Source organism: Streptomyces sp. NPDC057743 (assembly GCF_042798755.1).
In the GTDB taxonomy this organism is placed as follows: Bacteria; Actinomycetota; Actinomycetes; order Streptomycetales; family Streptomycetaceae; genus Streptomyces.
In genome coordinates, this window is the sequence record NZ_JBHVJX010000022.1 from 83,573 (window position 1) to 108,459 (window position 24,887).

Annotated in this window: 22 protein-coding genes and 1 tRNA gene; 12 read left to right on the top strand and 11 right to left on the bottom strand. The window is 71.5% G+C overall.

The features are described 5' to 3' along the window. Positions 1 to 311: 311 nt before the first annotated feature. From ACFVFQ_RS24830 to ACFVFQ_RS24850, 5 genes are all read left to right on the top strand, one after another. Complete coding sequence (locus ACFVFQ_RS24830) at positions 312 to 2,630, top strand: SulP family inorganic anion transporter (protein ID WP_383419831.1); 2,319 nt, start codon at positions 312 to 314, stop codon at positions 2,628 to 2,630. Positions 2,631 to 2,779: 149 nt separating this feature from the next. Further along, a complete protein-coding gene (acs, locus tag ACFVFQ_RS24835) occupies positions 2,780 to 4,744 on the top strand; it encodes an acetate--CoA ligase (RefSeq protein WP_383419711.1) in 1,965 nt (654 codons plus the stop codon). A 379-nt stretch (positions 4,745 to 5,123) separates the two neighbouring features. Further along, positions 5,124 to 6,476, top strand: a complete 1,353-nt coding sequence (gene nhaA, locus ACFVFQ_RS24840; RefSeq protein ID WP_383419833.1) for a Na+/H+ antiporter NhaA — start codon at positions 5,124 to 5,126, stop codon at positions 6,474 to 6,476. A gap of 44 nt (positions 6,477 to 6,520) precedes the next feature. Further along, entirely contained in the window at positions 6,521 to 6,976 is a 456-nt protein-coding gene (locus ACFVFQ_RS24845; RefSeq protein ID WP_383419715.1) for a phage holin family protein, read from the top strand. Next, entirely contained in the window at positions 6,973 to 7,902 is a 930-nt protein-coding gene (locus tag ACFVFQ_RS24850; RefSeq protein WP_383419718.1) for an alpha/beta fold hydrolase, read from the top strand. The genes ACFVFQ_RS24845 and ACFVFQ_RS24850 overlap by 4 nt, the downstream gene beginning before the upstream one ends. A gap of 445 nt (positions 7,903 to 8,347) precedes the next feature. Here ACFVFQ_RS24850 and ACFVFQ_RS24855 read toward each other — a convergent pair whose 3' ends face one another. The 3 genes from ACFVFQ_RS24855 to nth all read right to left on the bottom strand — a co-directional run bounded on the left by ACFVFQ_RS24855 (position 8,348) and on the right by nth (position 11,328). Further along, a complete protein-coding gene (locus tag ACFVFQ_RS24855; RefSeq protein WP_383419720.1) occupies positions 8,348 to 9,547 on the bottom strand; it encodes a MarP family serine protease in 1,200 nt (399 codons plus the stop codon). A gap of 13 nt (positions 9,548 to 9,560) precedes the next feature. After that, entirely contained in the window at positions 9,561 to 10,286 is a 726-nt protein-coding gene (locus ACFVFQ_RS24860) for an NUDIX hydrolase (RefSeq protein ID WP_383419722.1), read from the bottom strand. A gap of 61 nt (positions 10,287 to 10,347) precedes the next feature. Continuing rightward, a complete protein-coding gene (nth, locus tag ACFVFQ_RS24865) occupies positions 10,348 to 11,328 on the bottom strand; it encodes an endonuclease III (protein ID WP_383419724.1) in 981 nt (326 codons plus the stop codon). A 379-nt stretch (positions 11,329 to 11,707) separates the two neighbouring features. Between nth and ACFVFQ_RS24870 the strand changes: the two genes are divergently transcribed. Together ACFVFQ_RS24870 and ACFVFQ_RS24875 are read left to right on the top strand one after the other, a co-directional pair. Further along, positions 11,708 to 12,382, top strand: coding sequence for a Crp/Fnr family transcriptional regulator (locus ACFVFQ_RS24870; RefSeq protein ID WP_003981529.1), 675 nt, complete (start codon positions 11,708 to 11,710; stop codon positions 12,380 to 12,382). 129 nt (positions 12,383 to 12,511) lie between these two features. Continuing rightward, positions 12,512 to 13,354 (top strand): nucleotidyltransferase domain-containing protein, encoded by an 843-nt coding sequence (locus ACFVFQ_RS24875; RefSeq protein WP_383419726.1) that lies wholly within the window; start codon positions 12,512 to 12,514, stop codon positions 13,352 to 13,354. 44 nt (positions 13,355 to 13,398) lie between these two features. Here the strand turns inward: ACFVFQ_RS24875 and ACFVFQ_RS24880 are convergent, their stop codons facing one another. The 4 genes from ACFVFQ_RS24880 to ACFVFQ_RS24895 all read right to left on the bottom strand — a co-directional run bounded on the left by ACFVFQ_RS24880 (position 13,399) and on the right by ACFVFQ_RS24895 (position 15,831). Next, positions 13,399 to 14,229: an MBL fold metallo-hydrolase gene (locus tag ACFVFQ_RS24880; protein WP_383419728.1), complete on the bottom strand. Its 831-nt coding sequence runs from the start codon at positions 14,227 to 14,229 to the stop codon at positions 13,399 to 13,401. After that, the gene (locus ACFVFQ_RS24885) at positions 14,226 to 15,119 is read right to left on the bottom strand and encodes an NUDIX hydrolase (RefSeq protein ID WP_383419730.1); all 894 of its coding nucleotides are present in this window, start codon (positions 15,117 to 15,119) and stop codon (positions 14,226 to 14,228) included. The genes ACFVFQ_RS24880 and ACFVFQ_RS24885 overlap by 4 nt, the downstream gene beginning before the upstream one ends. 92 nt (positions 15,120 to 15,211) lie before the next feature. After that, positions 15,212 to 15,676 carry a RidA family protein gene (locus ACFVFQ_RS24890; protein ID WP_383419732.1) on the bottom strand — a complete coding sequence of 155 codons (465 nt, stop codon included), beginning with the start codon at positions 15,674 to 15,676 and terminating at the stop codon, positions 15,212 to 15,214. Further along, positions 15,673 to 15,831, bottom strand: a complete 159-nt coding sequence (locus ACFVFQ_RS24895; protein WP_019992579.1) for a DUF4177 domain-containing protein — start codon at positions 15,829 to 15,831, stop codon at positions 15,673 to 15,675. The genes ACFVFQ_RS24890 and ACFVFQ_RS24895 overlap by 4 nt, the downstream gene beginning before the upstream one ends. 153 nt (positions 15,832 to 15,984) lie before the next feature. On the opposite strand from ACFVFQ_RS24895, the gene ACFVFQ_RS24900 reads away from it, so the two are divergent. Together ACFVFQ_RS24900 and ACFVFQ_RS24905 are read left to right on the top strand one after the other, a co-directional pair. Beyond that, on the top strand, positions 15,985 to 16,962 hold the full coding sequence (locus ACFVFQ_RS24900) for an ArsA-related P-loop ATPase (protein ID WP_274914382.1): 978 nt from the start codon (positions 15,985 to 15,987) through the stop codon (positions 16,960 to 16,962). Beyond that, positions 16,959 to 18,401 (top strand): ArsA family ATPase, encoded by a 1,443-nt coding sequence (locus ACFVFQ_RS24905; protein WP_383419735.1) that lies wholly within the window; start codon positions 16,959 to 16,961, stop codon positions 18,399 to 18,401. The genes ACFVFQ_RS24900 and ACFVFQ_RS24905 overlap by 4 nt, the downstream gene beginning before the upstream one ends. Before the next feature lie 47 nt (positions 18,402 to 18,448). Here ACFVFQ_RS24905 and ACFVFQ_RS24910 read toward each other — a convergent pair whose 3' ends face one another. Then, positions 18,449 to 18,793, bottom strand: coding sequence for a WhiB family transcriptional regulator (locus tag ACFVFQ_RS24910; protein WP_383419737.1), 345 nt, complete (start codon positions 18,791 to 18,793; stop codon positions 18,449 to 18,451). A 379-nt stretch (positions 18,794 to 19,172) separates the two neighbouring features. On the opposite strand from ACFVFQ_RS24910, the gene ACFVFQ_RS24915 reads away from it, so the two are divergent. After that, the gene (locus ACFVFQ_RS24915) at positions 19,173 to 21,362 is read left to right on the top strand and encodes a transglycosylase domain-containing protein (RefSeq protein WP_383419739.1); all 2,190 of its coding nucleotides are present in this window, start codon (positions 19,173 to 19,175) and stop codon (positions 21,360 to 21,362) included. Positions 21,363 to 21,513: 151 nt separating this feature from the next. Here the strand turns inward: ACFVFQ_RS24915 and ACFVFQ_RS24920 are convergent, their stop codons facing one another. Continuing rightward, a complete protein-coding gene (locus ACFVFQ_RS24920; RefSeq protein ID WP_383419741.1) occupies positions 21,514 to 21,978 on the bottom strand; it encodes a GatB/YqeY domain-containing protein in 465 nt (154 codons plus the stop codon). Positions 21,979 to 22,103: 125 nt separating this feature from the next. Between ACFVFQ_RS24920 and ACFVFQ_RS24925 the strand changes: the two genes are divergently transcribed. Both ACFVFQ_RS24925 and ACFVFQ_RS24930 read left to right on the top strand, forming a co-directional pair. Beyond that, positions 22,104 to 23,030: a metallophosphoesterase gene (locus ACFVFQ_RS24925; RefSeq protein ID WP_383419743.1), complete on the top strand. Its 927-nt coding sequence runs from the start codon at positions 22,104 to 22,106 to the stop codon at positions 23,028 to 23,030. 301 nt (positions 23,031 to 23,331) lie between these two features. Continuing rightward, a tRNA-Pro gene (locus tag ACFVFQ_RS24930) sits at positions 23,332 to 23,405 on the top strand. Between the two features lie 77 nt (positions 23,406 to 23,482). On the opposite strand, the gene xerC is transcribed toward ACFVFQ_RS24930, so the two are convergent. Beyond that, positions 23,483 to 24,649: a tyrosine recombinase XerC gene (gene xerC, locus ACFVFQ_RS24935; RefSeq protein WP_383419745.1), complete on the bottom strand. Its 1,167-nt coding sequence runs from the start codon at positions 24,647 to 24,649 to the stop codon at positions 23,483 to 23,485. Continuing rightward, a complete protein-coding gene (locus tag ACFVFQ_RS24940; RefSeq protein WP_383419747.1) occupies positions 24,646 to 24,867 on the bottom strand; it encodes a helix-turn-helix domain-containing protein in 222 nt (73 codons plus the stop codon). The genes xerC and ACFVFQ_RS24940 overlap by 4 nt, the downstream gene beginning before the upstream one ends. Between the last annotated feature and the right edge of the window lie 20 nt (positions 24,868 to 24,887).

The window sequence follows — 24,887 nt, forward strand, 5'->3', positions numbered from 1 at the left end:
TCCTGGTGCGCGAGGCACCACGCGGATTAATCAGGACGAGCCTGAAGAAACGCACATATCCATTGACAGATGACGAAAAGAGCCCGAGCAAAAGTCGTTTTATTCACTCGATAGACGGAATGACTGCGCCATACGCCCGGAAAGCCTTCTCAGGGTCTTTACGCGTCATTACGATTCATTTACCGATGCTTGAGGGTCACCGGACCGTCACCCACCGCGACGCCCGCCGGCCTGATCCGCTCCCGCCGCAGCACACCGCCGCCCCGCGCTCGCGCCCGAAGGCCGACCGCGCCGCCCCGGAGGAGACGGGAATGACGCAGCTCCAGAAGTCGCCGCAGTCGCCGGCCGAGCTCTTGCCCGAGCCCAGTACGCCCCCTGGGGCCACGCACCCGGGAAAGAGGGTGGGCCCGGGTTGGCGGGGAGACCTCTCCGCCTCGGTCGTGGTCTTCCTGCTCGCCGTCCCGCTGTCGCTGGGCGTCGCCCTGGCCACCGGCGCCCCGCTCCAGGCCGGGCTGGTCGCCGCGGCCGTCGGTGGGATCGTCGCCGGGCTGCTGGGCGGCGCGCCGCTCCAGGTGACCGGCGCCGCCACCGGCCTCCTGGTGGTCACCGCCGACCTCGTCCAACGCTACGGCTGGCGCGCCACGTGCGCGATCACGGTCCTGGCCGGGCTGGCCCAGCTCGCCCTCGGGGCGCTGCGGGTGGCCCGTGCCGCGCTGGCCGTCAGCCCGGCGATCGTGCACGGCATGCTCGCCGGCATCGGCGTCACCATCGCCGTCGGACAGCTCCACGTGGTGCTCGGCGGCAGCCCCGACGGCTCGGCCGTCGACAACATGGCGGCGCTGCCGGGCCAGTTGGCGCAGCCGCACACCACCGCGCTGCTCATCGGAGCCGTCGCGGTCGCCGTGCTGGTCGGCTGGCCGCGGCTGCCGGGCCGCGCCGGGCGCCGGGCCCGGCTGCTGCCGGCGCCGCTGGTCGCGGTGCTCGCCGCCACGGCGGTCAGCGCGGGCGCGAGCGTCCCGCGGGTCACGCTGCCGTCCTGGCGGCCGCCCGAGTCGCCCGTGTTGCCCGGCGGTTCGCTCGCCGCCCTCGTCACTGCGGTGCTGACGGTCACCCTCGTGGCCAGTATGGAGTCGCTGCTGTCCGCGGTGGCGGTGGATCGGCTGGCCGCCGAGCGCCCGGGGACTTCGCCGCAACGGCCGCGGCTGAACCGCGAATTGGCCGGCCAGGGCCTGGCCAACGTCGTCTCCGGCCTGCTGGGCGGCCTGCCGGTCTCCGGCGGCGCGATCCGCGGTTCGGCCAATGTGCGGGCCGGTGCGACCAGCCGGCGCGCCACCGTGCTGCACGGCGTCTGGGTGCTGCTCTGCGCGGGCCTGTTGGCCGGTGTGCTGGAGCTGATCCCGTTGGCCGCGCTGGCCGCCCTGGTACTGGTCGTCGGCGTGCGGATGGTGAGCTTCGCGCACCTCCGGCACGTGCAGCGGCACCGCGAATTCCCGGTGTATGCGGCCACATTGGGCGCGGTGGTGCTCTTCGGCGTACTGCCGGGCATCCTGGCCGGCATCGCGGTCGGGGTCTTCCTGGCGCTGCGGCGACTGACCCACACCCGCGTCCAGGTGACGGAGGAGTCCGGCCGCCACCGGGTGTGCGTCAGCGGCCAGTTGACGTTCCTGGCGGTGCCGCGGCTGACCTGGGCGCTTGCGCAGGTGCCGCCGGGCGCCGACGCCGTCGTAGAGCTGTGCGGGTCGTTCATGGACCACGCCGCCTACGAGGCGTTGCAGTCCTGGACGGCCACCCACCGGGCGGACGGTGGCCGGGTGACCCTCGTGGGCCGCTCGGGCCGTCCGATCGCCGAGCCGACCGACGCCCACTCCTGCCTGCCGTGGACGCCCTGGCGCAACCACCACTGCACCCGCCCGGCACCGGACCACACCGCGGCCCAAGAGGGCGCCGGCCAACTCCTGGGCGGCGTCAGCGCGTTCCAGCGGCACACCGCACCACTGGTGCGCGAGGAGCTGGCCCGGCTGGCGCGGGAGGGCCAGCGCCCGACTCAGCTCTTCCTGACCTGCGCCGATTCCCGGCTGGTGACGAGCATGATCACGTCGAGCGGGCCGGGTGACCTGTTCACCGTGCGCAATGTCGGCAATCTGATGCCGCCACCCGGCTCCGACGCCTCCTGCGATTCGGTGAGCGCCGCGGTCGAGTACGCGGTCGAGGTGCTGCGGGTGGAGTCGATCACCGTGTGCGGGCACTCCGGCTGCGGGGCCATGGCGGCGCTGCTCGGTTCGGCCACCGCCCCGCCGCCGGCCAACGAGGCCACCCCGCTCGCCCGTTGGCTGCGGCACGGCCGCCCGAGCCTGGCCCGTATGGCGCGCATCGGGCGGCTGGGCCGGGGTGAAGTCGCCTTCGCCGAACGGCCGGTGGCCGATGACCACGAGCGGCTGGCGCTGGTCAACGTCCGGCAGCAGCTCGACCACCTGCGGGCGCACCCCTGCGTGGCCCGTCGGATGGCCGAGGGCACCCTCTCCCTCCACGGTATGTACTTCCACGTCGCCGAGGCCCAGGCGTACCTGCTGGACGAGGCCACCGGGCGGTTCCGTGCGGTGCGCGCCGACGCCCCGGCGGTGGGGGCCTGACCTGCGCGGCGACCCTCGAACGGCGGTGCAGGGGAAGGAATTGCGACAGGTCTACACCATTAGTTGTCCACAGCCCTTGTCAGGGTCGGCCGCGGGCTGATGAGCTATGGCCTGGGACACATCGCACGCCCCGGGAAATGGGAGATGTCGTGAGCAACGAAAGCCTGGCCAACCTCCTGAAGGAGGAGCGGCGGTTCGCACCGCCCGCCGAGCTGGCCGCGAACGCCAACGTGACGGCCACCGCGTACGAAGAGGCCGCGGCGGACCGGCTGGGCTTCTGGGCCGAGCAGGCCAAACGCCTGTCGTGGGAGACCGAGCCCACCGAGGTCCTCGACTGGTCCAACCCGCCGTTCGCCAAGTGGTTCGCCGACGGCAAGCTCAACGTCGCCTACAACTGCGTGGACCGCCACGTGGAGAACGGCCTCGGCGACCGGGTCGCGATCCACTTCGAGGGCGAGCCGGGCGACAGCCGGGCCCTCACCTACGCCGAGCTCCAGCGCGAGGTCGCCAAGGCGGCCAACGCCCTGACCGAGCTGGGAGTTGGCACCGGTGACCGGGTGGCCATCTACCTGCCGATGATCCCGGAAGCGGTCATCGCCATGCTGGCCTGCGCCCGGCTGGGCGCCCCGCACTCCCTGGTCTTCGGCGGCTTCTCCGCGGACGCCCTGGCGACGCGGATCAACGACGCCGACGCCCGCCTGGTGATCACCGCCGACGGCGGCTACCGCCGCGGCAAGCCGTCCGCCCTCAAGCCCGCCGTGGACGAGGCCCTGGCCAAGCCCGGCACCGAGCACGTCCGCAACGTGCTGGTCGTCCGCCGCACCGACCAGGAGGTCGGTTGGACCGAGGGCCGCGACGTCTGGTGGCACGACGTCGTCGAGCGGCAGAGCCCGGAGCACACCCCCGAGGCGTTCGACGCCGAGCACCCGCTGTTCATCCTCTACACCTCCGGGACGACGGGTAAGCCCAAGGGCATCCTGCACACCACCGGCGGCTACCTCACCCAGGTCTCGTACACCCACCACGCGGTCTTCGACCTCAAGCCCGAGACCGACGTCTACTGGTGCACCGCCGACGTCGGCTGGGTGACGGGCCACTCGTACATCACCTACGGCCCGCTCTCCAACGGCGCGACCCAGGTGCTCTATGAGGGCACCCCGGACACCCCGCACCAGGGCCGCTGGTGGGAGATCGTCCAGAAGTACGGCGTGACGATCCTCTACACCGCGCCGACCGCGATCCGCGCCTGCATGAAGTGGGGCGACGACATCCCGGCGAAGTTCGACCTGTCGTCGCTGCGGGTGCTGGGCTCGGTGGGCGAGCCGATCAACCCCGAGGCGTGGATCTGGTACCGGAAGCACATCGGGGCCGACCGGGCGCCGATCGTCGACACCTGGTGGCAGACCGAGACCGGCGCGATGATGCTCAGCCCGCTGCCGGGCGTGACGGAGACCAAGCCCGGCTCGGCGCAGGTGCCGCTGCCCGGCATCGCCGCCACGGTGGTCGACGACGACGGCCACGAGGTGCCCGACGGCGCCGGCGGCTATCTGGTGCTGACCGAGCCCTGGCCGGCGATGCTGCGCACCATCTGGGGCGACGACCAGCGCTACCTCGACACCTACTGGTCCCGCTTCGCGGGCAAGTACTTCGCCGGCGACGGCGCCAAGAAGGACGAGGACGGCGACATCTGGCTGCTCGGCCGGGTCGACGACGTGATGCTGGTCTCCGGGCACAACATCGCCACCACCGAGGTGGAGTCCGCGCTGGTCTCGCACCCGAAGGTGGCCGAGGCCGCGGTGGTCGGCGCCACCGACCCGCAGACCACCCAGGCCATCTGCGCCTTCGTGATCCTGCGCGGCGGCGCCACCGCCGAGGACGAGGGACTGGTCGACGAGCTGCGCGCCCACGTGGCCCAGCAGCTCGGCCCGATCGCCAAGCCCAAGCGGATCCTGCCGGTCGCGGAGCTGCCGAAGACCCGCTCGGGCAAGATCATGCGCCGCCTGCTGCGCGACGTCGCCGAGAACCGCGCCCTGGGCGACGTGACCACGCTCACCGACTCCTCCGTCATGGAGCTGATCCAGTCGAAGCTGCCGAGCGCACCGAGCGAGGACTGACGCCGCCGGGCGAGGACTAGCGCCGGGCGAAGGCTGACGCCACGCTCGCGGCGCACCGCGCCGACGCGCTCCCCAAGGGGGCACCGGACCATGTGGCCCGGTGCCCCCTCCGGCGTTCCCGGGGCACCGAGGTCCCTGCGCCGCTGCCGGGCCGGCCCGGCTCCGCGCCCGGCGGCCCGAAGCCCGAAATGCCCGTAAAGTTAAGCCCACGCATTAACCCCTTGCACCCACCCGTTAGGGTTAGGGAGGCGTCAACGGGACGCTAAGAAACTCAGGGTGCGCCGGGAAGTCTGGTCGGCAACTGCTACAGCCGTTCTCAGCTGCCGGAGGTCAACGCGTGACTGCATCCAGCAACCGCCGCTCCATATTCCTCGGCCGGATGCCGTTGCCCGAGCGGAACTTCATCGCCGACGCACTGCGTACCGAGACCGTCGGCGGCGTTCTCCTCCTCGTCGCCGCCATCGCCGCACTGATCTGGGCCAACACCTTCGGCGGCAGCTACGAGGCGCTCCGCGGGCTGCACCTCGGCCCGGCGTCACTGGGCCTGGACCTCTCGCTCCAGCACTGGGCCGCCAACGGCCTGCTCGCGGTCTTCTTCTTCGTCGCCGGCATCGAGCTCAAGCGCGAACTGGTCGCCGGCGAACTGCGCGACCCCAAGGCCGCCGCCCTCCCGGTGATCGCCGCGATCTGCGGCATGGCGACCCCCGCCCTGGTCTACTTCCTGGTCAACGCCGCCGGCGGCGGTTCCTTCCAGGGCTGGGCGGTCCCCACCGCCACCGACATCGCCTTCGCGCTCGCCGTCCTCGCGGTGATCGGCACCTCCCTGCCGTCCGCGCTGCGCGCCTTCCTGCTCACCCTCGCCGTCGTCGACGACCTCTTCGCGATCCTGATCATCGCGATCTTCTTCACCTCGAAACTGAACTTCGTCGCCCTCGGCCTGTCCGTCGCCGGCCTGGTGCTCTTCTACGTCCTGCTGCGCAAGGGCGTCCGCGGCTGGTACGTCTACGTCCCGCTCGCCGTGGTGATCTGGGCGCTGATGGAGAACAGCGGCGTGCACGCCACCATCGCCGGCGTCGCCATGGGCCTGATGCTGCGCTGCCACCGCCATGAGGGCGAGCGGCAGTCCCCCGGCGAGCACATCGAGCACCTGGTCCGCCCGCTGTCGGCGGGGCTGGCGGTGCCGCTGTTCGCGCTGTTCTCCGCGGGGGTGTCGATCTCCGGCGGCGCCGTCCACGACGTCTTCACCCGGCCCGAGACGCTCGGCGTGGTCCTCGGCCTGATAGTGGGCAAGGCGCTGGGGATATTCGGCGGCACCTGGTGCACCGCCCGCTTCACCAGAGCCGAGCTCAACCCCGACCTGAAGTGGCCGGACGTCTTCGGCGTCGCCGCCCTGGCCGGCATCGGCTTCACCGTCTCCCTGCTCATCGGCGAGCTCGCCTTCGCCGGCGACCCGGTCCTGACCGACGAGATCAAGGCCGCGGTGCTGATCGGCTCGCTGCTCGCGGCCGTCTTCGCGGGCATCCTCCTCAAGATCCGCAACAACAAGTACCGGCAGCTGTGCGACGAGGAGGAACGGGACGAGGACCAGGACGGCATCCCGGACGTCTACGAGAAGGGCCAGCCCGCGTACCACCTACGGATGGCCGCGATCCACGAAGCGAAGGCCGCCGAGCATCGCCGGCTTGCCGAAATGGCCGCCGGCGCCCCGTCCGGGGACGATGGTCCGGCATGATCTGAGAGGCTTTGCATCCAGGCGAAGAGAAGAGGGAGACGGCGATGAGCGCAGCCGACGACGGTGCGGACCGCAGCCTCGGGCAACTGGTGGCCACGGCGACCGCCGAAATGTCCGCGTTGGTGCACGACGAGATCGCGCTGGCCAAGGCGGAACTGCGGCAGGACGCCAAGCGGGCGGGCATCGGCAGCGCCGCGTTCGTCGTGGCGGGGGTGCTGGCGCTGTTCGCGCTGCCGGTGCTGAGTTTCGCGGCGGCCTACGGCATCCACAACCTCGGCCTCGGCCTCGCCTGGTCCTTCCTCATCGTGGGCGGCGCCTTCCTGATCATCGCCGCGCTGCTGATCCTGATCGCGATGGCCAAGATCAAGAAGATCAAGAAGCCGGAGAAGTCGATCGCCTCCGCCAAGGAGACCGCGGCCGTGCTGCAGAAGGCCAAGCCGCACCCGCGGGCGGAGGAGGAGCACCCGGTCCTCGCCTCTGTGCCCCGCTCCTCGGTATGACGGCCCCCGACAGCACCGCCGCCGTCGTGCGGCTCGACGCCCCCGGTGGTCACGAGGTGACGCACCGGGACGTCGCGGCCAACGGCGCGCGCTTCCACACCGCCGAGATGGGCGACGGGCCCCTCGTGCTGCTGCTGCACGGCTTCCCGCAGTTCTGGTGGACCTGGCGGTACCAGCTTCCGGCGCTGGCCGACGCGGGCTTCCGCGCGGTCGCCATGGACCTGCGCGGCGTCGGCGGCAGCGACCGCACCCCGCGCGGCTACGACCCGGCCAATCTCGCCCTCGACATCACGGGCGTCATCCGCTCCCTGGGCGAGCCGGACGCCGCGCTGGTCGGGCACGACCTGGGCGGCTACCTCGCGTGGACGGCGGCGGTGATGCGGCCCAAGCTGGTCCGCCGGCTCGTGGTGTCGTCGATGCCGCACCCGCGGCGCTGGCGGGCCGCGATGCTCGCCGACGTCCGACGCAGCTCGCACATCTGGAGCTTCCAGCGGCCCTGGCTGCCGGAGCGCCGGCTGACCGCGGACGACGCGGCACTGGTGGGCCGGATGATCCGCGACTGGTCCGGCCCCCGGCTCCCGGACGACGAGACCATCGAGGTCTACCAACGGGCCATGGCCATCCCGTCGACGGCGCACTGCTCGATCGAGCCCTACCGCTGGATGGTGCGCTCGATGGCGCGCCCCGACGGCCTCCAGTTCAACCGCCGGATGAAGCTGCCGGTGCGGGTCCCGACCCTGCATCTGCACGGCTCCCTGGACCCGGTCATGCGCACCCGCAGCGCCGCCGGCTCCGGCGAGTACGTCGAGGCCCCCTACCGCTGGCGGCTCTTCGACGGCCTGGGGCACTGGCCGCACGAAGAGGACCCCGCAGCCTTCTCCACCGAGCTGATCAACTGGCTCAAGGACCCGGAACCGGACCGCTGACGGTCCGCGGCCCCGCGCACCACCCGTCGCCCGCCGCCTCCCCAGCGGCGTCCGGCCCGCTCCACCGCGTTCGCACGAACGCTCGTCTGACGAACAGCCAATTGCCTCCCGCATAGGCCAATTGGCCCTCTCCGAGGCGGTTACGGACCTTGGGCCACGGGCAGAGTCGAGGGTATGGGCTGGACGCACGACTACCGTGACGTGGCACGCAACCGCCGCAGCAGCGCCGCCGCGGTGGGCACACAGGACAGGGGCACCCCGGATCTCGGATCCTCCAGGTCCCCGGATGCGGCGCACCCGATGGGCATCCCCCGCATCCTGCGCCGCAGAGCGCGCTGGATGAGCGCGCGCCTACGCCATCCCCGCAGCTGACCCCGGCGCACTCCCCCGACGGCCTTCGAGCCGCGCCCCGTCCCGCAGGATCGGTACGCGGCCCCACCCGCCTTCAGATCGCGCACCCCTGGGTGTCGACCCGCTGGGACGCGACCCGTCCGCGGACGGCGTCCTGCCGGACCTCGTCGGCCGTCAGCGCGTAGCCGGTGTGCGCGTCGTCCCGCGACTTGGCGAAGACCACGCCGTAGACCTCGCCTCGGGGGGTGAGCAGCGGGCCGCCGGAGTTGCCCTCCCGGACCGTCGCGTAGAGCGAGTAGACGTCCCGGCCGACGGTGCCCCGGTGGTAGATGTCCGCGCCGTTGGCCTGGATGCGGCCGCGGATGCGGGCCGGGCGGACGTCGTATCCGCCGTTCTCGGGGAAGCCGGCGACGATGGCGCTCTTGCCGCTGCCCGCGTCCTTGTCGGCGAACTTCAGTTCCGGGGCGCGCAGTTGCGGGACGTCCAGCACCGCGATGTCGCGCTCCCAGTCGTAGAGCACCACCTTGGCGTTGACCGGGAGTCCCTCGCCGCCCACCTGGACCGTCGGGTCGTCGACGCCGCCGACGACGTGCGCGTTGGTCATCACCCGGTGCGGGGCGAAGACGAAGCCGGTGCCCTCCAGGATCTTGCCGCAGCCGGGCGCCCGACCGACGATCTTGACGATGCTGCGCCGGGCGTCCGCCGCCACGGGGCCGTTGGCCAGCGCCGGGTCCGGCGGCCGGACCGGCCGGATCGGCTCGTTGGCGAATGGCGTGAAGACCTGCGGGAAGCCGTTCTGCGCCAGCGCCGAGGAGAAGTCGGCGAACCAGGTGCTGGCCTGCGGTGGCATGACCTGCGAAACCCCGAGCAGCACCTTGGAGTTGCGGACCTCCTTGCTGAGCGTCGGCAGGGACGTGCCGGCGAGCGCAGAGCCGATCAGCCAGGCGACCAGCAGCATCGCCAGGACGTTGACCAGCGCGCCGCCGGTGGCGTCCAGCGCCCGCGCGGGTGTCCAAGTGATGTGCCGGCGGAGCTTGTTGCCGAGGTGGGTGGTGAGCGCCTGGCCCACCGAGGCACAGACGATCACGATGGCGACCGCCGCGATGACCGCGAAGGTGCCCGGTTTGGCGTCGTCGGTGACCTCGTTCCAGATCATCGGCAGCACATAGACCGCGATCAGACCTCCTCCGAGGAAGCCGATCACGGACAGGATGCCGACGAGGAAGCCTTGCCGGTAACCGACGATCGCGAACCATACGGCCGCGACCAGCAGCAGGATGTCCAGGACGTTCACGCCGGACACCGTCTCACGAGCGCCAGTCGAGCGGGACCTGCTTGTCGCGGTCCCATGGGATCTCCCAACCCGCGTAGTGCAAGATCCGGTCGATCACCCCGGCGGTAAAACCCCAGACCAGGGCGGACTCGACGAGGAAGGCGGGGCCGATGTGGCCGCTGGGGTGACGGGAGGTAACGCGATGTGCGGGGTCCGTGAGATCCGCCACGGGAACCGTGAAGACCCGAGCGGTCTCCGCGCGATCCACCGCGGCCACCGGGCTCGGCACCCGCCACCAGCCCAGCACGGGCGTCACCACGAAGCCGCTGACGGGGATGTAGAGCCGCGGCAGCACGCCGAAGACCTGGACCCCCGACGGGTCGAGCCCGGTCTCCTCCTGGGCCTCGCGCAGCGCCGCGCGGATCGGACCGACGCCCTCCGGATCGCCGTCCTCCGGGTCGAGCGAGCCCCCGGGGAAGGAGGGCTGGCCGGCGTGCGAGCGCAGGGTGCCGGCGCGCTCCATCAGGAGCAGCTCGGGCCCTCGGGCACCGTGCCCGAAGAGGATCAGCACGGCCGACTGCCGCCCGCCGCGCTCCGGCGGCAGGAAGCGACTGAGCTGCCGCGGCTCCACGCTGGCGGCCGCGCGGGCCACCGGAGCCAGCCACTCGGGCAAGTCCTCGGTCGTCACCGTCACCTCCGGCCCGGCCGCCGCCGGGCCTGGGCCCCTCGTCTCGCCGTACTGCTCCCGTGCACTCGTCATCCGCGCCCCCTCAGGCATACGTGGCTGATCGGTCCCCCCGGTGGAGTCGTGGTTCCTCGCCCTACGAGGCGGCCAACGGGGGCGCGGGCCGCCCCGGATAGTCGGCCGGCGGCTTCAGCCGCTGCCCGGGCTGGCCGCCGAGCTCGTACTTGAGCAGCTTCTTCGCCTTCTCCGGGTCGGTCTCGCCCTCGCCGTACGACGGGCACAGCGCGGCAATCGGGCAGGCCCCGCAGGCCGGTTTGCGGGAGTGGCAGACGCGCCGGCCGTGGAAGACCACGCGGTGCGAGAGCATCGTCCACTCGCTCTCGGGGAAGATCGCGGCGACGTCGGCCTCGACCTTCTCGGCGTCCTGCGCGCTCGTCCACCCGAAGCGGCGCGCCAGCCGGCCGAAGTGGGTGTCGACGGTGATGCCGGGGACGCCGAAGGCGTTGCCAAGCACGACATTGGCGGTCTTGCGCCCGACGCCGGGGAGCGTGACGAGGTCCTCCAGGCGGCCGGGCACCTCGCCGTCGAAGCGGTCACGCAGCGCGGTGGACAGACCGATCAGGGATCTCGCCTTGGCGCGGAAGAAGCCGGTGGGGCGGATCAGCTCCTCCAACTGCTCCGGGGGGATCGCGGCCATGTCCTCGGGCGTGGGGCAGGCGGCGAAGAGCCGGGGGGTGGTCTGGTTGACCCGGAGGTCGGTGGTCTGGGCGGACAGGACCGTGGCGACCAGCAGCTCGAAGGGGTTGGTGAAGTCCAACTCCGGGTGGGCGTAGGGGTAGAGCTCGCCCAGCTCGCGGTTGATCTCGTGGGCCCGGCGCACCATGGCGGCCCGGGACTCGCGCTTGCGCGCGGGGGCGGCCTTCTTGGCGGGCGCCGTCTTCTTGGCCGTCGTCTTCTTGGCCGTGGTGGTCTTCTTCGCGGCGGTCGTCTTCTTCGCCGCGGTGGTCTTCGCGGCGGTGGTCTTCGCGGCCGGGGCCTTCTTGGCGGCGGTCTTCCTCGCCGGGGCCTTGCTGGTCGCGGTCTTCTTCGCCGCCGGCTTCGCGGGGGTCTCGGGCACAGCCGCCTCCTTCGCCTCGGTGGGCGACGCGCCGGCCCCATCCGCCGCATTCCGCCCGCTCACCGCCCCGAAGAGCGATTTGTTACTTTTGTCGGTATTCGAGGCGCCCGTGAGTGGCTGTTCGCCCACAGCGGAATCGCGCCCGGCGCTCACTCTGTCAGCCCCCAGTCCTCTGCTCTCACCGGCGTATTGGACACTCGGCCAGACTAAGGCCACCCACTGACATCCGACCCGATCACCGGGATTCGTGACCCCAATCGGCCCCCTGCCGTATGGCTTGGGCCACGGGTCCGGCAAACTTGTGATTGATCGCACTGTTTTGCATTCCGGCATGATGGGGACCACAGTCCCCCGGAGCATGTCGACAAGGAGAGAACTCGTGGACGACGTTCTGCGGCGCGCCCCGCTCTTCGCGGCGCTCGACGACGAGCAGGCGGCCGAGCTTCGCGCCTCGATGGGAGAGGTCACGCTCGCACGCGGCGACGCCCTGTTCCACGAAGGGGACCCAGGCGACCGCCTGTACGTGGTCACCGAGGGCAAAGTGAAGCTCCACCGCACCTCACCCGACGGCCGCGAGAACATGCTGGCCGTCCTCGGACCCGGCGAGCTCATCGGCGAACTGTCCCTCTTCGACCCGGGACCGCGCACGGCCACCGCCACCGCGCTCACCGAGGTCAAGCTGCTGGGACTGGGCCACGGTGACCTTCAGCCCTGGCTGAACGCCCGCCCGGAGGTGGCCACCGCCCTGCTGCGCGCGGTCGCCCGCCGGCTGCGCAAGACCAACGACCAGATGTCCGACCTGGTCTTCTCGGACGTGCCGGGCCGTGTGGCGCGCGCGCTGCTGGACCTGTCGCGCCGCTTCGGCGTGCAGTCCGAGGAGGGCATCCACGTCGTGCACGACCTCACGCAGGAGGAGCTGGCCCAGTTGGTCGGCGCCTCCCGGGAGACCGTCAACAAGGCGCTCGCGGACTTCGCGGGCCGCGGCTGGCTGCGCCTGGAGGCGCGCGCCGTGATCCTGTTGGACGTCGAGCGGCTGGCCAAGCGCTCGCGCTGACGCCGCGCGCACCACGACCGTTTTGAGGGCCCCGCTGCGGCGGGGCCCTCGGTGCGTGTGCGAGAACCCCCGGCGGCCGCCGGGTAATTGGCTCGCGGCCCGCCGTTCCGCCGCCCCATAGTTGGCGCCATGACGACCGGTGGGGAATCCGGAGGCAAGGGCCTCGACCAGGACGGCTGCTTCGTACGGGAAGGGGCGCTGGAGAAGGTGCCCGCGCCGTTCGCGCCCGTCGTGGCGGCGCTGGCCGACCGGCTCGCCGCCCACTTCCCTCCCGAACGGGTCGTCAGCAGCTACCTGTACGGGAGCATCCCGCGCGGCACCGCCGTCCCCGGGGTGTCCGACCTCGATGCGCTGCTCGTCCTGCGGGCGGGGCGGCCGGGGCCCACCGACGCCGATCGGGCGGCCGCCCGGGCCGTCGAGGCGGAGTTGGACGCCGCCTTCCCGCAGATCGACGGTGCCGGCCTGCTGTTGGTCACCGCGGACCAGTTGCTGAGCGAGCTGGAACGGTACGACCTGGGGTGGTTCGTGGCCTGTCTGTGCACGCCGCTGAACGGGCCCGATCTGGCCGCGGCGCTGCCCCGTTACCGCCCGACCTCGCTCCTGGCCCGGGAGACCAACGGCGACCTCTTCCGGCGGCTGCCCGGTCTCCGTCGGCGGGCCACCGCGGCCACCGGCCCAGCGGAGCGCACCCGGCTGACCCGGGCGGTCGCCAGGAACCTCGTCCGCACCGGATTCACCCTGGTCATGCCGCGCTGGGGCGGCTGGACCAGCGATCTCGCCGAATCCGCCGAGGTGTTCGGGCGCTATTACCCGGCGCATGCCGAGCAGATGCGCGCCGCGGCCCGCGCCGCCCGGAACCCGGCCGGGCACCCCGGGCTCCTCGACGAGCTGCTGACCGACCTCGCCCCCTGGCTGGCCGACGAGTACCTCGCCGTCCACGGGGCCAAGGCCCCCCGCCCGGAGGGGCCCTGACGCCGTGCCCGTCCCGTAGGGGCCGAGGGCGGCGCGTACGGGCCCTAGATCAGCCCGTGTTCGCCCAGGTAGTCCAGCTGCGCCCGCACCGACAGTTCGGCGGCCGGCCACAGGGAGCGGTCGACGTCCACGTAGACGCTCGCCACGACCTCGGCGGGGGTCCGGTGGCCGGCCTCCACCGCCGTCTCCACCTGGGCGAGCCGGTGGGCCCGGTGCGCCAGGTAGAACTCCACCGCCCCCTGTGCGTCGTTCAACACCGGCCCGTGGCCCGGTAGGACCGTCGAGACCCCGTCGTCCACGGTGAGGGAGCGCAGCCGGCGCAGCGAGTCCAGGTAGTCGCCCAGCCGGCCGTCGGGGTGCGCGACCACGGTGGTGCCGCGCCCCAGGATCGTGTCCCCCGTCAGGACGGCCCGGTCGGCGGGCAGATGGAAGGAGAGCGAGTCCGCGGTGTGCCCCGGGGTGGGCACCACCCGCAGTTCCAGGCCCCCGGTGGTGATCACGTCACCCGCGCCGAGCCCCTCGTCCCCCAGGCGCAGCCCCGGGTCCAGTGCCCGTACGGGGCTGCCGGTCAACTCGGCGAAGCGGGCCGCCCCTTCGGCGTGGTCGGGGTGCCCGTGGGTGAGCAGGGTCAGCGCGACCCGCTGCCCGGCCCGCTCCGCGGTGTCGATGACGGCCCGGAGGTGACCCTCGTCGAGCGGTCCGGGGTCGATGACGACGGCCAGTTGGGAGCCCGGCTCGGCGACGATCCAGGTGTTGGTGCCGTCCAGCGTCATCGCGGACGGGTTGGGGGCCAGGACGCAGTGGGCGCGCGGCGTGGCCGGCCCGGAGAGGACTCCGCCACGGGGCTGGCCCGGCAGGGCCGCGGCTTCGGTCATGCGGGGGTACCTCCGGAGGCGTCGTCCGTCGTCGCGATGTGCTTGGTGAACTCGTCGTGGCCGGGCCAGCTCAGCACGATCTCGTCGCCCACGAGGCGGGCGCGGGCCAGCACCGGCGTCAGGTCCTGCGCACCGGCCGCGGCCAGCGCGTCGGCGACGCTCCCGTAGGGCGTAAGGGACCGCAGGGTGGAGATGGTCGGCGGCATCATCAGCAGCTCGCCGCGGTCGTAGCCGGCCGCGGCCTCCCCGGGGCGGAGCCACACCGTGTGGTCGGCCTCCGTGGAGACGTCGAGGGCGCGCTGGCCCTCCGGGAGCGCGGCGACGAAGAAGAACGTGTCGTAGCGGCGCGGTTCGAACTCCGGGGTGATCCACCGCGCCCAGGCGGCCAGCAGATCGGAGCGCAGCACCAGGCCGCGGCGGGCCAACAGGTCGGCGAAGGACAGCTCGTGGGCGACCAGCGCCGCCCGGTCCGCCTCCCAGTCCGCGCCGGTGGCGTCCGCGACGACCGTGTGGGCCGAGTCGCCGGCGAGCAGCACCCCGGACTCCTCGAAGGTCTCGCGCACCGCTGCGCAGATGATGGCCTGCGCGGTGGACGGGTCGACGCCCAGCCGCACCGCCCATGCGGTGCGCGAGGGGCCCGCCCACCCCACGGGCCGTTCGTCACGCGGGTCGACGGACCCGCCCGGATAGGCGTACGCGCCTCCGGCGAAGGCCATGGAGGCGCGTCTGCGCAGCATGTGGACGGCGGGGCCGTCGCGGTCGGTGTCCCGCAGCAGCAGGACCGTCGCGGCCCTGCGGGGCGCGGGCGGCGTCAGTTCGCCGTTCGTCAGGGCCCGGATGCGGGCCGGCCATTCCGGCGGGTACCACTGGCCATTGGTCGTCGACGCCATGGCCGGATGCTATGCGCTCGCGCGCGGATGTTCGAGGGGCCCTCTGCGGACAGCGGGCCCGCCCCGGGCGCGAGCGCACCGCGTGCGCGAGGTCAGTCGGCGATCTCGACCTGGATCTCGACCTCGACGGGCGCGTCGATCGGCAGCACCGCCACGCCGACCGCGGAGCGGGCGTGCACGCCCTTCTCGCCGAGGATCTCGCCGAGCAGCTCGCTGGCGCCGTTGACGACGCCCGGCTGGCCGGTGAACTCCGGCGCGGAGGCGACGAATCCGACGACCTTCACGACCCGGACGATCTTGTCGAGGTCGCCGACGACGGACTTCACGGCGGCCAGCGCGTTCAGCGCGCAGGTCGCGGCGAGCTCCTTGGCCTGCTCGGGGGCGACCTCGGCGCCGACCTTGCCGGTGGCCGGCAGCGCGCCGTCCACCATGGGCAGCTGGCCGGAGGTGAAGACGTACGAGCCGGAGCGCACCGCGGGCTGGTAGGTGGCCAGCGGCGGCACGACCTCCGGCAGCTTCAGGCCGAGCGACGCGATCCTGTCCTCAACGACGCTCACGGCTTCTCCCGCTTCAGGTAGGCCACCAACTGCTCGGGGTTGTTCGGGCCCGGCACGACCTGGACCAGCTCCCAGCCGTCCTCGCCCCAGGTGTCCAGAATCTGCTTCGTCGCGTGCACGAGCAGCGGCACGGTCGCGTATTCCCACTTGGTCATGGGCCGAGCGTAATGCCTGTGCCGGGCGCCCTGGGCCCGCGACCCCTAGGGGGCATCCCGGACCCCGTCCCCGACCGCCCGCGAGCGGATCTCCGGGTGTTCCCAGGCGTATCCCGTGCGTGAGCCGGACGAGGACTGGTTAGGCTCCTAGCCGTGAGCAGGCTCCATGTCGTCAGCGGCAAGGGCGGCACCGGCAAGACCACGGTCGCCGCTGCACTTGCCCTCGCCCTGGCCACCGAGGGGCGTCGCACCCTCCTGGTCGAGGTCGAGGGCCGGCAGGGCATTGCCCAGCTGTTCGAGACCGAAGCGCTTCCCTACGAGGAGCGCAAGATCGCGGTGGCCCCCGGTGGCGGTGAGGTGCACGCCCTGGCCATCGACGCCGAGCGCGCCCTGCTGGACTACCTCCAGATGTTCTACAAGCTCGGCAGCGCCGGCCGGGCGCTGAAGAAGCTGGGCGCGATCGACTTCGCCACCACCATCGCCCCCGGCCTGCGGGACGTCCTGCTGACCGGCAAGGCGTGCGAGGCCGTCCGCCGCAAGGACAAGAGCGGCGCGTTCGTCTATGACGCGGTCGTGATGGACGCCCCGCCCACCGGCCGCGTCACCCGCTTCCTGAACGTCAACGACGAGGTCGCGGGCCTGGCCAAGATCGGCCCGATCCACAACCAGGCGCAGGCCGTGATGCGGGTCCTGAAGTCCCCCGAGACGGCGGTGCACCTGGTGACGCTCCTGGAGGAGATGCCCGTCCAGGAGACCGCCGACGGCATCGCCGAGCTGCGCGAGGCCGGCATCCCGGTCGGCGGTGTGGTGATCAACATGACCCGCCCCGCCCTGTTGGACAACGGCGATCTGGAGGTCGCCGCCCGCGGCGCCCGGGCCGGCATCGCCAAGGCGCTCTCCCAGGCCGGCCTGGGCGGCGCCCGCCGCGGGGGCCTGGCCGAGCGCCTGATCGACCCCCTGCTGGAGCAGGCGCGCGAGCACGCCGAGCGGGTCGAGCTGGAGCGCGCCCAGCACGCCGCGCTGACCGATCTCGGCCTGCCCACCTACGAGTTGGGGCTGCTCCCCGAGGGAGTGGACCTCGCCGGGCTCTACGGCCTGGCCAGAGACCTGCGGAAACAGGGGCCCATATGACCTCGGACGGAACGACGTTGGACGCCTCGGCCCCCCGGCTGGAGGTCGACGCCCTGATCGACGACCCGGGCACTCGCATCGTGGTGTGCTGCGGCTCCGGCGGCGTCGGCAAGACCACCACCGCCGCGGCGCTGGGCGTGCGCGCCGCCGAGCGCGGCCGCAAGGTCGTGGTGCTGACCATCGACCCGGCCCGCCGCCTGGCGCAGTCGATGGGCATCTCCGAGCTCGACAACGTCCCCCGCCAGGTCAAGGGCGTCGACGAGGCCGCCGGCGGCGAACTCCACGCGATGATGCTGGACATGAAGCGCACCTTCGACGAGATCGTCGAGGGCCATGCGGACGCCGAGCGGGCCCGCGCCATCCTGGAGAACCCCTTCTACCAGTCCCTGTCGGCCGGTTTCGCCGGTACGCAGGAGTACATGGCGATGGAGAAGCTCGGTCAGCTCCGCGCCGGCGACGAGTGGGACCTGATCGTCGTGGACACCCCGCCGAGCCGCTCCGCGCTGGACTTCCTGGACGCGCCCAAGCGGCTGGGGTCCTTCCTGGACGGCAAGTTCATCCGGGTCCTGATGGCGCCGGCGAAGGTCGGCGGGCGGGCCGGCATGAAGTTCCTCAACGTCGGCATGTCGATGATGACGGGCACCCTCAGCAAGCTGATGGGCGGCCAACTCCTGCGCGACGTCCAGACGTTCGTGGCCGCGATGGACACCATGTTCGGCGGTTTCCGGACCCGCGCGGACGCCACCTACCGTCTGCTCCAGGCACCCGGCACCGCGTTCCTGGTGGTCGCCGCGCCGGAGCGGGACGCGCTGCGCGAGGCGGCGTACTTCGTCGAACGGCTGGCGGCCGAGCAGATGCCGCTGGCCGGGCTGGTGCTCAACCGCGTCCACGGCAGCGGCGCGGCCCAACTCAGCGCCGAGCGCGCACTGGCCGCCGCGGAGGCACTGACGGAGGACACGGAGGACTTCGCCGACCCCGCGCCGGAGGACGCCGACGGGCCGACGGACCCCAACGACCCGGCGGACGCCGAGGACTTGGCGGATTCCGCGACCCCGGAGCTCCCGGAGGAGGTCGCCAACACCCGCCCCCACCACGCCACTTCAGCGGCAGCGGAAAATCTTTCCGCGGACGGCATTGTGGATCTCACCGGCGGGAAGACTGGAGCAGGTACGCCCGGCGGTCCCTCCCCCGCCGCCGCGGAGCACCTGGCATCCCCTCCGGCATCGGCGGCCGGGCTCGCCGCCGGTCTACTACGCCTGCACGCCGAACGCATGCAGGTCCTGGCCCGCGAACGACGCACCCGCGACCGCTTCACCGCACTGCACCCCGAGGTGCCGGTGGCGGAGGTCGCCGCGTTGCCCGGCGACGTCCACGACCTCGCGGGCCTGCGCGCGATCGGCGACCGTCTGGCGCTGCGGCCGGGCGAGAGCGTCGACTGACCGACGAGCGGCCCCCGTTGGGCCCGTCGCCGGCCGGACGTCGGGCGCTACCCGACCGCCGCGTACGCGTCGTCGAAGGCTTCGTCCGAGCACTCCACGGGCAACAGGCCCGTGCTGCGCTCGTATTCCGTCCGCGCCGTCTCCAACAGCCGGCGCCAGGACGTCACCGTCGGGCGGCGGCGCAGCAGCGCCCTCCGCTCGCGTTCCGTCATCCCGCCCCACACTCCGAACTCCACCCGGTTGTCCAGGGCGTCGGCCAGGCACTCCGTGCGCACCGGACACCCGGTACACACCGCCTTGGCGCGGTTCTGCGCCGCCCCTTGCACGAACAGTTCATCCGGATCGGTAGTGCGGCAGGCTGCCTGTGCACTCCAGTCGGTTACCCAGCCCATGCTGGCGCCGTCCTCTCCCGAATCGAGGCTCCCCCACGGCGGCTAACGGCATATTCACCGTTGCCAGTTGAGGACGTTACGGAAGGCAGGCAGGGCGCAACACCCCCTTCGGGCCCAATCTTGAATGGCCCGAACGGACTATGCGTACGCGGCAGATCACCCAACGGAGTGACCGTGCGACATACGTCGCTTCCCTCCCAAGCGGGACACTTCGCTGTGATGGCAAGGGATTTCTGGCGCACAACGGGCATCTGGGACAGTGCCCGTGTCGGGAGTGAGGGTTGACGAACCGAGGTGTAACCGTTCGCTGCGGCAGATGGGAACAGGCTAAACGAACAGGTGCGCCCCTGTCCGGCGAATGAGAACGTAGGCTTCCCTCATGGCTAAGAAGCGCGAGGGCGGGGGTCGGTCAAGGACCCAGCAGGCCGCCAAGTTCCTGGGTGTCAGCGTCCTTGCCGGAGCCGTACTCGCCGGGATCGCGCTCCCGGCCGCCGGGGCGCTCGGCCTCGTGGCCAAGACGTCCGTCGAGGGCTTCGACGACATTCCGGCCAACCTCAAGACCCCGCCGCTCAGTCAGCGCACCACCATCCTCGACTCCGACGGCGGCGAGATCGCGTCGGTCTACTCCCGCGACCGCACCGTCGTCGACCTCAAGGACATGTCGCCGTACATCCAGAAGGCGATCGTGGCCATCGAGGACGCCCGCTTCTACCAACACGGCGCCATCGACCTGAAGGGCATCGCGCGCGCGGTCAACAAGAACGCGCAGTCCGGCGGCGTTTCCCAGGGCGCGTCCACGCTGACCCAGCAGTACGTGAAGAACGTCTTCATCGAGGAGGCCGGCGACGACCCGGACAAGGTCGCCCAGGCCACCCAGCAGACCCTCGGCCGCAAGGTCAAGGAGCTGAAGTACGCGATCAAGTTGGAGGAGAAGCTCGGCAAGCGCAAGATCCTCCAGAACTACCTCAACATCACCTTCTTCGGCGAGCAGGCGTACGGCGTCGAGGCCGCCGCCCAGCGCTACTTCAGCAAGCACGCCAAGGACTTGAGCGTGGAGGAGGCGGCGCTGCTCGCCGGCATCGTCCAGTCGCCCACGCGCTACGACCCGGTCAACCACCCGCAGGCGGCGACCGATCGGCGCAACACCGTCCTGAAGCGGATGGCCGACCTCAAGGCGATCAGCCGGTCCGAGGCCAACGCCGCGGCCGCCCGGCCGATCAAGCTGAAGATCAGCCGCCCGCAGAACGGCTGCATCACCGCCACCGACGGCGCCGGCTTCTTCTGTGACTACGTGCGCGAAGTCCTGCTCAACGACAAGGCGTTCGGCGCGACCCGGGAGGTCCGCTCGCAGCGCTGGATGCAGGGCGGCCTGACCATCCGCACCACCTTGGACCGGCAGACCCAGAAGTCGATCCAGGCTTCGCTGAGCCGGCACGTCTACGCGGACGACCCGGTCGCCGGCGCCGGCGCGGTCGTCCAGCCGGGCACCGGCAAGATCCTCGGCATGGGCCAGTCCCGCCCCTACGGCTTCGGCACCAACCAGACCCAGATCAACCTCTCGGTCAACCGCAAGATGGGCGGTGGCGCCGGCTACCAACCCGGCTCGACCTTCAAGCCGATCATCGCGGCGGCCGCCCTGGAGCAGGGCATCGGCCCGGACCAGCAGTACTCCTCGCCGTTCAAGATGGCGTATCCGAAGCCGGTCCAGACCTGCACCGGCACCTGGGACGGCAACGACACCGTCAACAACGAGGACCCCAAGGAAGTCGGCCCGTACGACATGAAGGAGGCGACCGCGAAGTCGGTCAACACCTACTACGTGCAGCTGATCAGCGACATGGGCATCTGCCCCGCGGTCACGATGGCCCAGAAGATGGGGCTCCAACGGGCCGACGGCAAGCCGCTGAAGCAGGTTCCCTCGATGGCGCTGGGCGGCCAGGAGATGTCCCCGCTGAACATGGCGGCGGCGTACGCCACCTTCGCCGACGAGGGCACCTACTGCTCGCCCGTCGCCATCGAGTCGATCACCGACGCGCAGGGCAAGGCGCTGAACGTCCCCAAGTCCCGCTGCCACAACGCGATGTCGAAGAAGACCGCGGACACCGTCAACACCCTCCTCAAGGGCGTCGTCGAGGACGGCACCGGCAAGCAGGCCGGCCTCAAGGGCCGCGACAGCGCCGGCAAGACGGGCACCACGGACAGCCGCTACGCCGCCTGGTTCGTCGGCTACACCCCGAACGCGGCCGGCGCCGTCTGGGTCGGCGACCCCCGCCACCAGCGCCAGATGTACAACATCACCATCGGCGGCGTCTCCCACGACAAGGTCTACGGCGCCGACACCCCGGGCCCCATCTGGCGCGACATGATGTCCGGCGCGCTGGCCGGCCGCCCGTCCCCGGCCCTGCCGACGGTCCCGATCGACGATTCGAAGGGCAAGGGCGACGACGCCAACAAGGGCAAGCCGCACGCCCCGAAGCCGCCCAAGCCCGGCAACGGCGATAAGCCGGGCGGCGGTTGGCACATCCCCGGTTTCCCGGACATCTTGGGCGGCGGGGACGGCGGTTGGTGACCGGCTGAGCCGGCCGTCCGGCCCCCGGCCCGGAACGAGAAGACAACGAGAAGAAGGGGCACCCTCCTGTTGAGGATGCCCCTTCCGCGTTCGCCGGTGTCCGCGCCGGCCGGTGGGCGGACGGGCCGCGCCGCCCGCCCACCGCCTCGCGTCAGCCGGCGAGCAGCTTCTTCACCATCGCGGCGACCCGGCTGCCGTCGGCCCGGCCGGCCACCTTCGGGTTGACGATCTTCATCACGGCGCCCATCGCCTTCGGGCCCTCGGCGCCGGCGCCGGTGGCCTCCGCGACCGCCTCGGCGACCAGCTCCTCCAACTCGCCGTCGGTCAGCGGCTTGGGCAGATAGGCAGCGAGCAGCTCGCCCTCGGCCCGCTCCCGCTCGGCCTGCTCGGCGCGGCCGCCCTTGTCGAACGCCTCGGCGGCCTCGCGGCGCTTCTTCGCCTCCCGCGCGATGATCTTCTCGACCTCGCCGTCGGACAGTTCGCGCGCCTCCTTGCCCGCCACCTCCTCCTTGTTGATCGCGGTCAGCGTCAGACGGAGGGTGGAGGAACGCAGCTCGTCACGCGCCTTGATCGCGGTGGTGAGGTCGTCCTTGAGCTTGGCCTTGAGCGTGGTCATGCCGTCGAGTATGCCCCCACCCACCGACAACCGCCGCGCCATTTCCCGCCCGCGCCCCACCGGAGCACGCGGCCCACCAAGATCACCCCTCCCCCGGGCCGCCCCCACTCTGCAACCATGGACCCATGCGCGCGCGATACGGAGTCCCCCTGTCCATTGCCGCGGTCGGCGCGGCCGGTGTGGCCTACGCCGCCGGCTTCGAAGTCCGCTCCTTCCGCCTGCGACGCGTCACCGTGCCCGTACTGCCCCGCGGCATGCGGCCGTTGCGCGTCCTCCAGGTCTCCGACATCCACATGGTCAGCGGGCAGCGCAAGAAACAGCGCTGGCTCCAGTCGCTCGCCGGGCTCCGCCCCGACTTCGTCGTCAACACCGGCGACAACCTCTCCGACCCCGACGGCGTCCCGGAGGCCCTGGACGCGCTCGGCCCCCTGATGGAGTTCCCCGGCGCCTACGTCTTCGGCTCCAACGACTACTACGGCCCCCGGCTGCGGAACCCCGCCCGCTACCTCCTCGAAAAGGCCCAGGGCCGGCACGGCCTCAACGGCAACGCCCCGGTCGTCGGCGCCGTCCACAACCCGTGGGAGGACCTCCGCGACGCCTTCGACCAGGCCGGCTGGGTCAACCTCTCCAACGCCCGCGGCCACCTCAAGCTGGACGGCGCCGAGATCGCGCTGACCGGCCTGGACGACCCGCACATCAAGCGCGACCGCTACGCCGAGGTCGCCGGCGGCCCGGAGACCGGAGCCGACCTCTCGCTGGCCGTCGTCCACGCCCCATACCTGCGCTCCCTGGACGCCTTCACCGCCGACGGCTATCCGCTGATCCTCGCCGGCCACACCCACGGCGGCCAGCTCTGCATCCCCTTCTACGGCGCCCTGGTCACCAACTGCGACATCGACACCCAGCGCGCCAAGGGCCTCTCCGCCCACACCGCCGCCGGCCACACCTCCTACCTGCACGTCTCCGCCGGCTGCGGCACCAACCGCTACACCCCGGTCCGCTTCGCCTGCCCCCCGGAGGCCACCCTGCTGACCCTGACCGCTCGGGACTGACCCCCGCTCCCGTTTTCCTCGGCGCCCGCCCCCTCACCTCAGGGGCCGGGCGCCGAACCGTTCGCGGGAGCGCCACGGACCGCCCGTCTCACCCCGAACCCCCCAAACACCCCGAATCCGCGGCGACATCCGCGGTGACCTCGGTCACTTTGCCCCCTCCGACCTCCCCCGCCGCCACTTCCCCGCCCCTCACACCCTCCGCACCAGCCCCACAAAACCCCAGGTCAGAGCGGTTTCCACCACCGAACGAAACCGGATTTCACCTACGGGGATCAGTCCGCTAAAGTAGAGCTCGTTGCTTCGGGGTGTAGCGCAGCTTGGCAGCGCGCTTCGTTCGGGACGAAGAGGTCGTGGGTTCAAATCCCGCCACCCCGACTGAAGAAACACAGGTCAGAGGCACCTACGGATCTCCGTAGGTGCCTCTCCTGCTTTGTGCGTGACTAACTGCGTGACTAGCGCTCCGGGTTCGCTCCGAAGATGCCGTCCATGGCGACCGCTCCCGTCTGGATCACGGGCCGGATCTGCTTCCGGTAGACCTCCTCGGTAACCGCCGTCCCGGAGTGCCCGACCAGGCGCGAGATCTCTTCGAGCGAGACACCGCTGTCCGAGAGCAACGAGACGAAGCTGTGGCGCAGCTCCCGTGGCGTCCACTCCGCGGCGTTCACCCCCTCCGCCTTGTTGATCGCTTGGCGGAAGGCCCTGCGCACGTTGGTCGAATCGAGTTCCTTTCCGACGACCGAGGAGAACACGAGCCCGTTCTCCTCCCACTCGTCGCCGGCGGCGAGCCGGTCCCAGCCCTCGTCCTCCCAGTGGCGCCAAAGCACGTCGATGCAGCGGGCCGGGAGGGCAAGGGTCCGTCGGGACTTCCGGGTCTTGGTGTCGCCGCCCGTGCGCACCGACCGCCATACCGCGATGTACGGCGGCACGGGTGGACTCGCGGCCGGATCGCCCTTGAGGAAGACGTGATCCCACGTGAGCGCCCGCAGCTCTTCGGTACGCGCTCCGGTGAGCAACGCCAGCACGATGTAGGCGTGCATGGAGGTGCGTTCAGCAGCCCTCAGAACTGCCTCGGCCTGCGCGAGCGTCAACGCCTTGGACGGGCGGCCCGGCTGGCCCGTGGGGACGGAACACAGCTCCACCACGTTGCGCTTCACCTTGTCCCGGGCCATCGCCCGTTTCACGGAGCGGTTCAGGCAAGAGCGGATGCTCTGAAGGGTCCGCGTGCTGAGCGTCTTCGCCTTCTCCGCAAGCCACTTGTCCACGTCCTCGGCACTCAGGTCCCGGAGCTTCCGAGCGCCGAGCGAAGGGATCACGTGGGTCCGGCTGAGGTTCGTGCAGTTGTCGAGGGTGCCCTTGTCCCGGTCGACCAGCCCGTACATCAGCCAGTCGTTCACCGCGTTTTCCACGGTGTAGCCGGTGGGCGCGATCGCGAGCCCGTCCTCGTGGTCCCGAAGGACTTCCTTCAGCTTGTTCTTGGCTTCGGTCTTGGTCTTGCCGCTACCGCGTTTGACGATGCGTTTGCCGCTGGGGTCGTAGCCGAGGCTGGCGGTGGCGATCCAGCGCTGTCGCTTCTCGTCCCAGTGGAGTCCGCCGTCTCCCCTGCTCCGTCGTTTGGTCACTGCTCCCCCTCGGCTTCGCGTTCCAGCAACGCGACGTACTCGGCGATGGCGGACGCCGGAACGTACCGGGTCCGCCCCTCCTTGACCGTGCGCAGGCGCCTGATTCGGATCAGGTCGTAGATCGTGGTCTTGCTCATGCGCAGGACTCTCATGGCGTCCTTCACGCGGTACAGCACAGGTTCAGCGGTTCCGTTCCGTTCGGGTATGGCGACCGTCACGGGGTCCTCCTCGGGCAGAG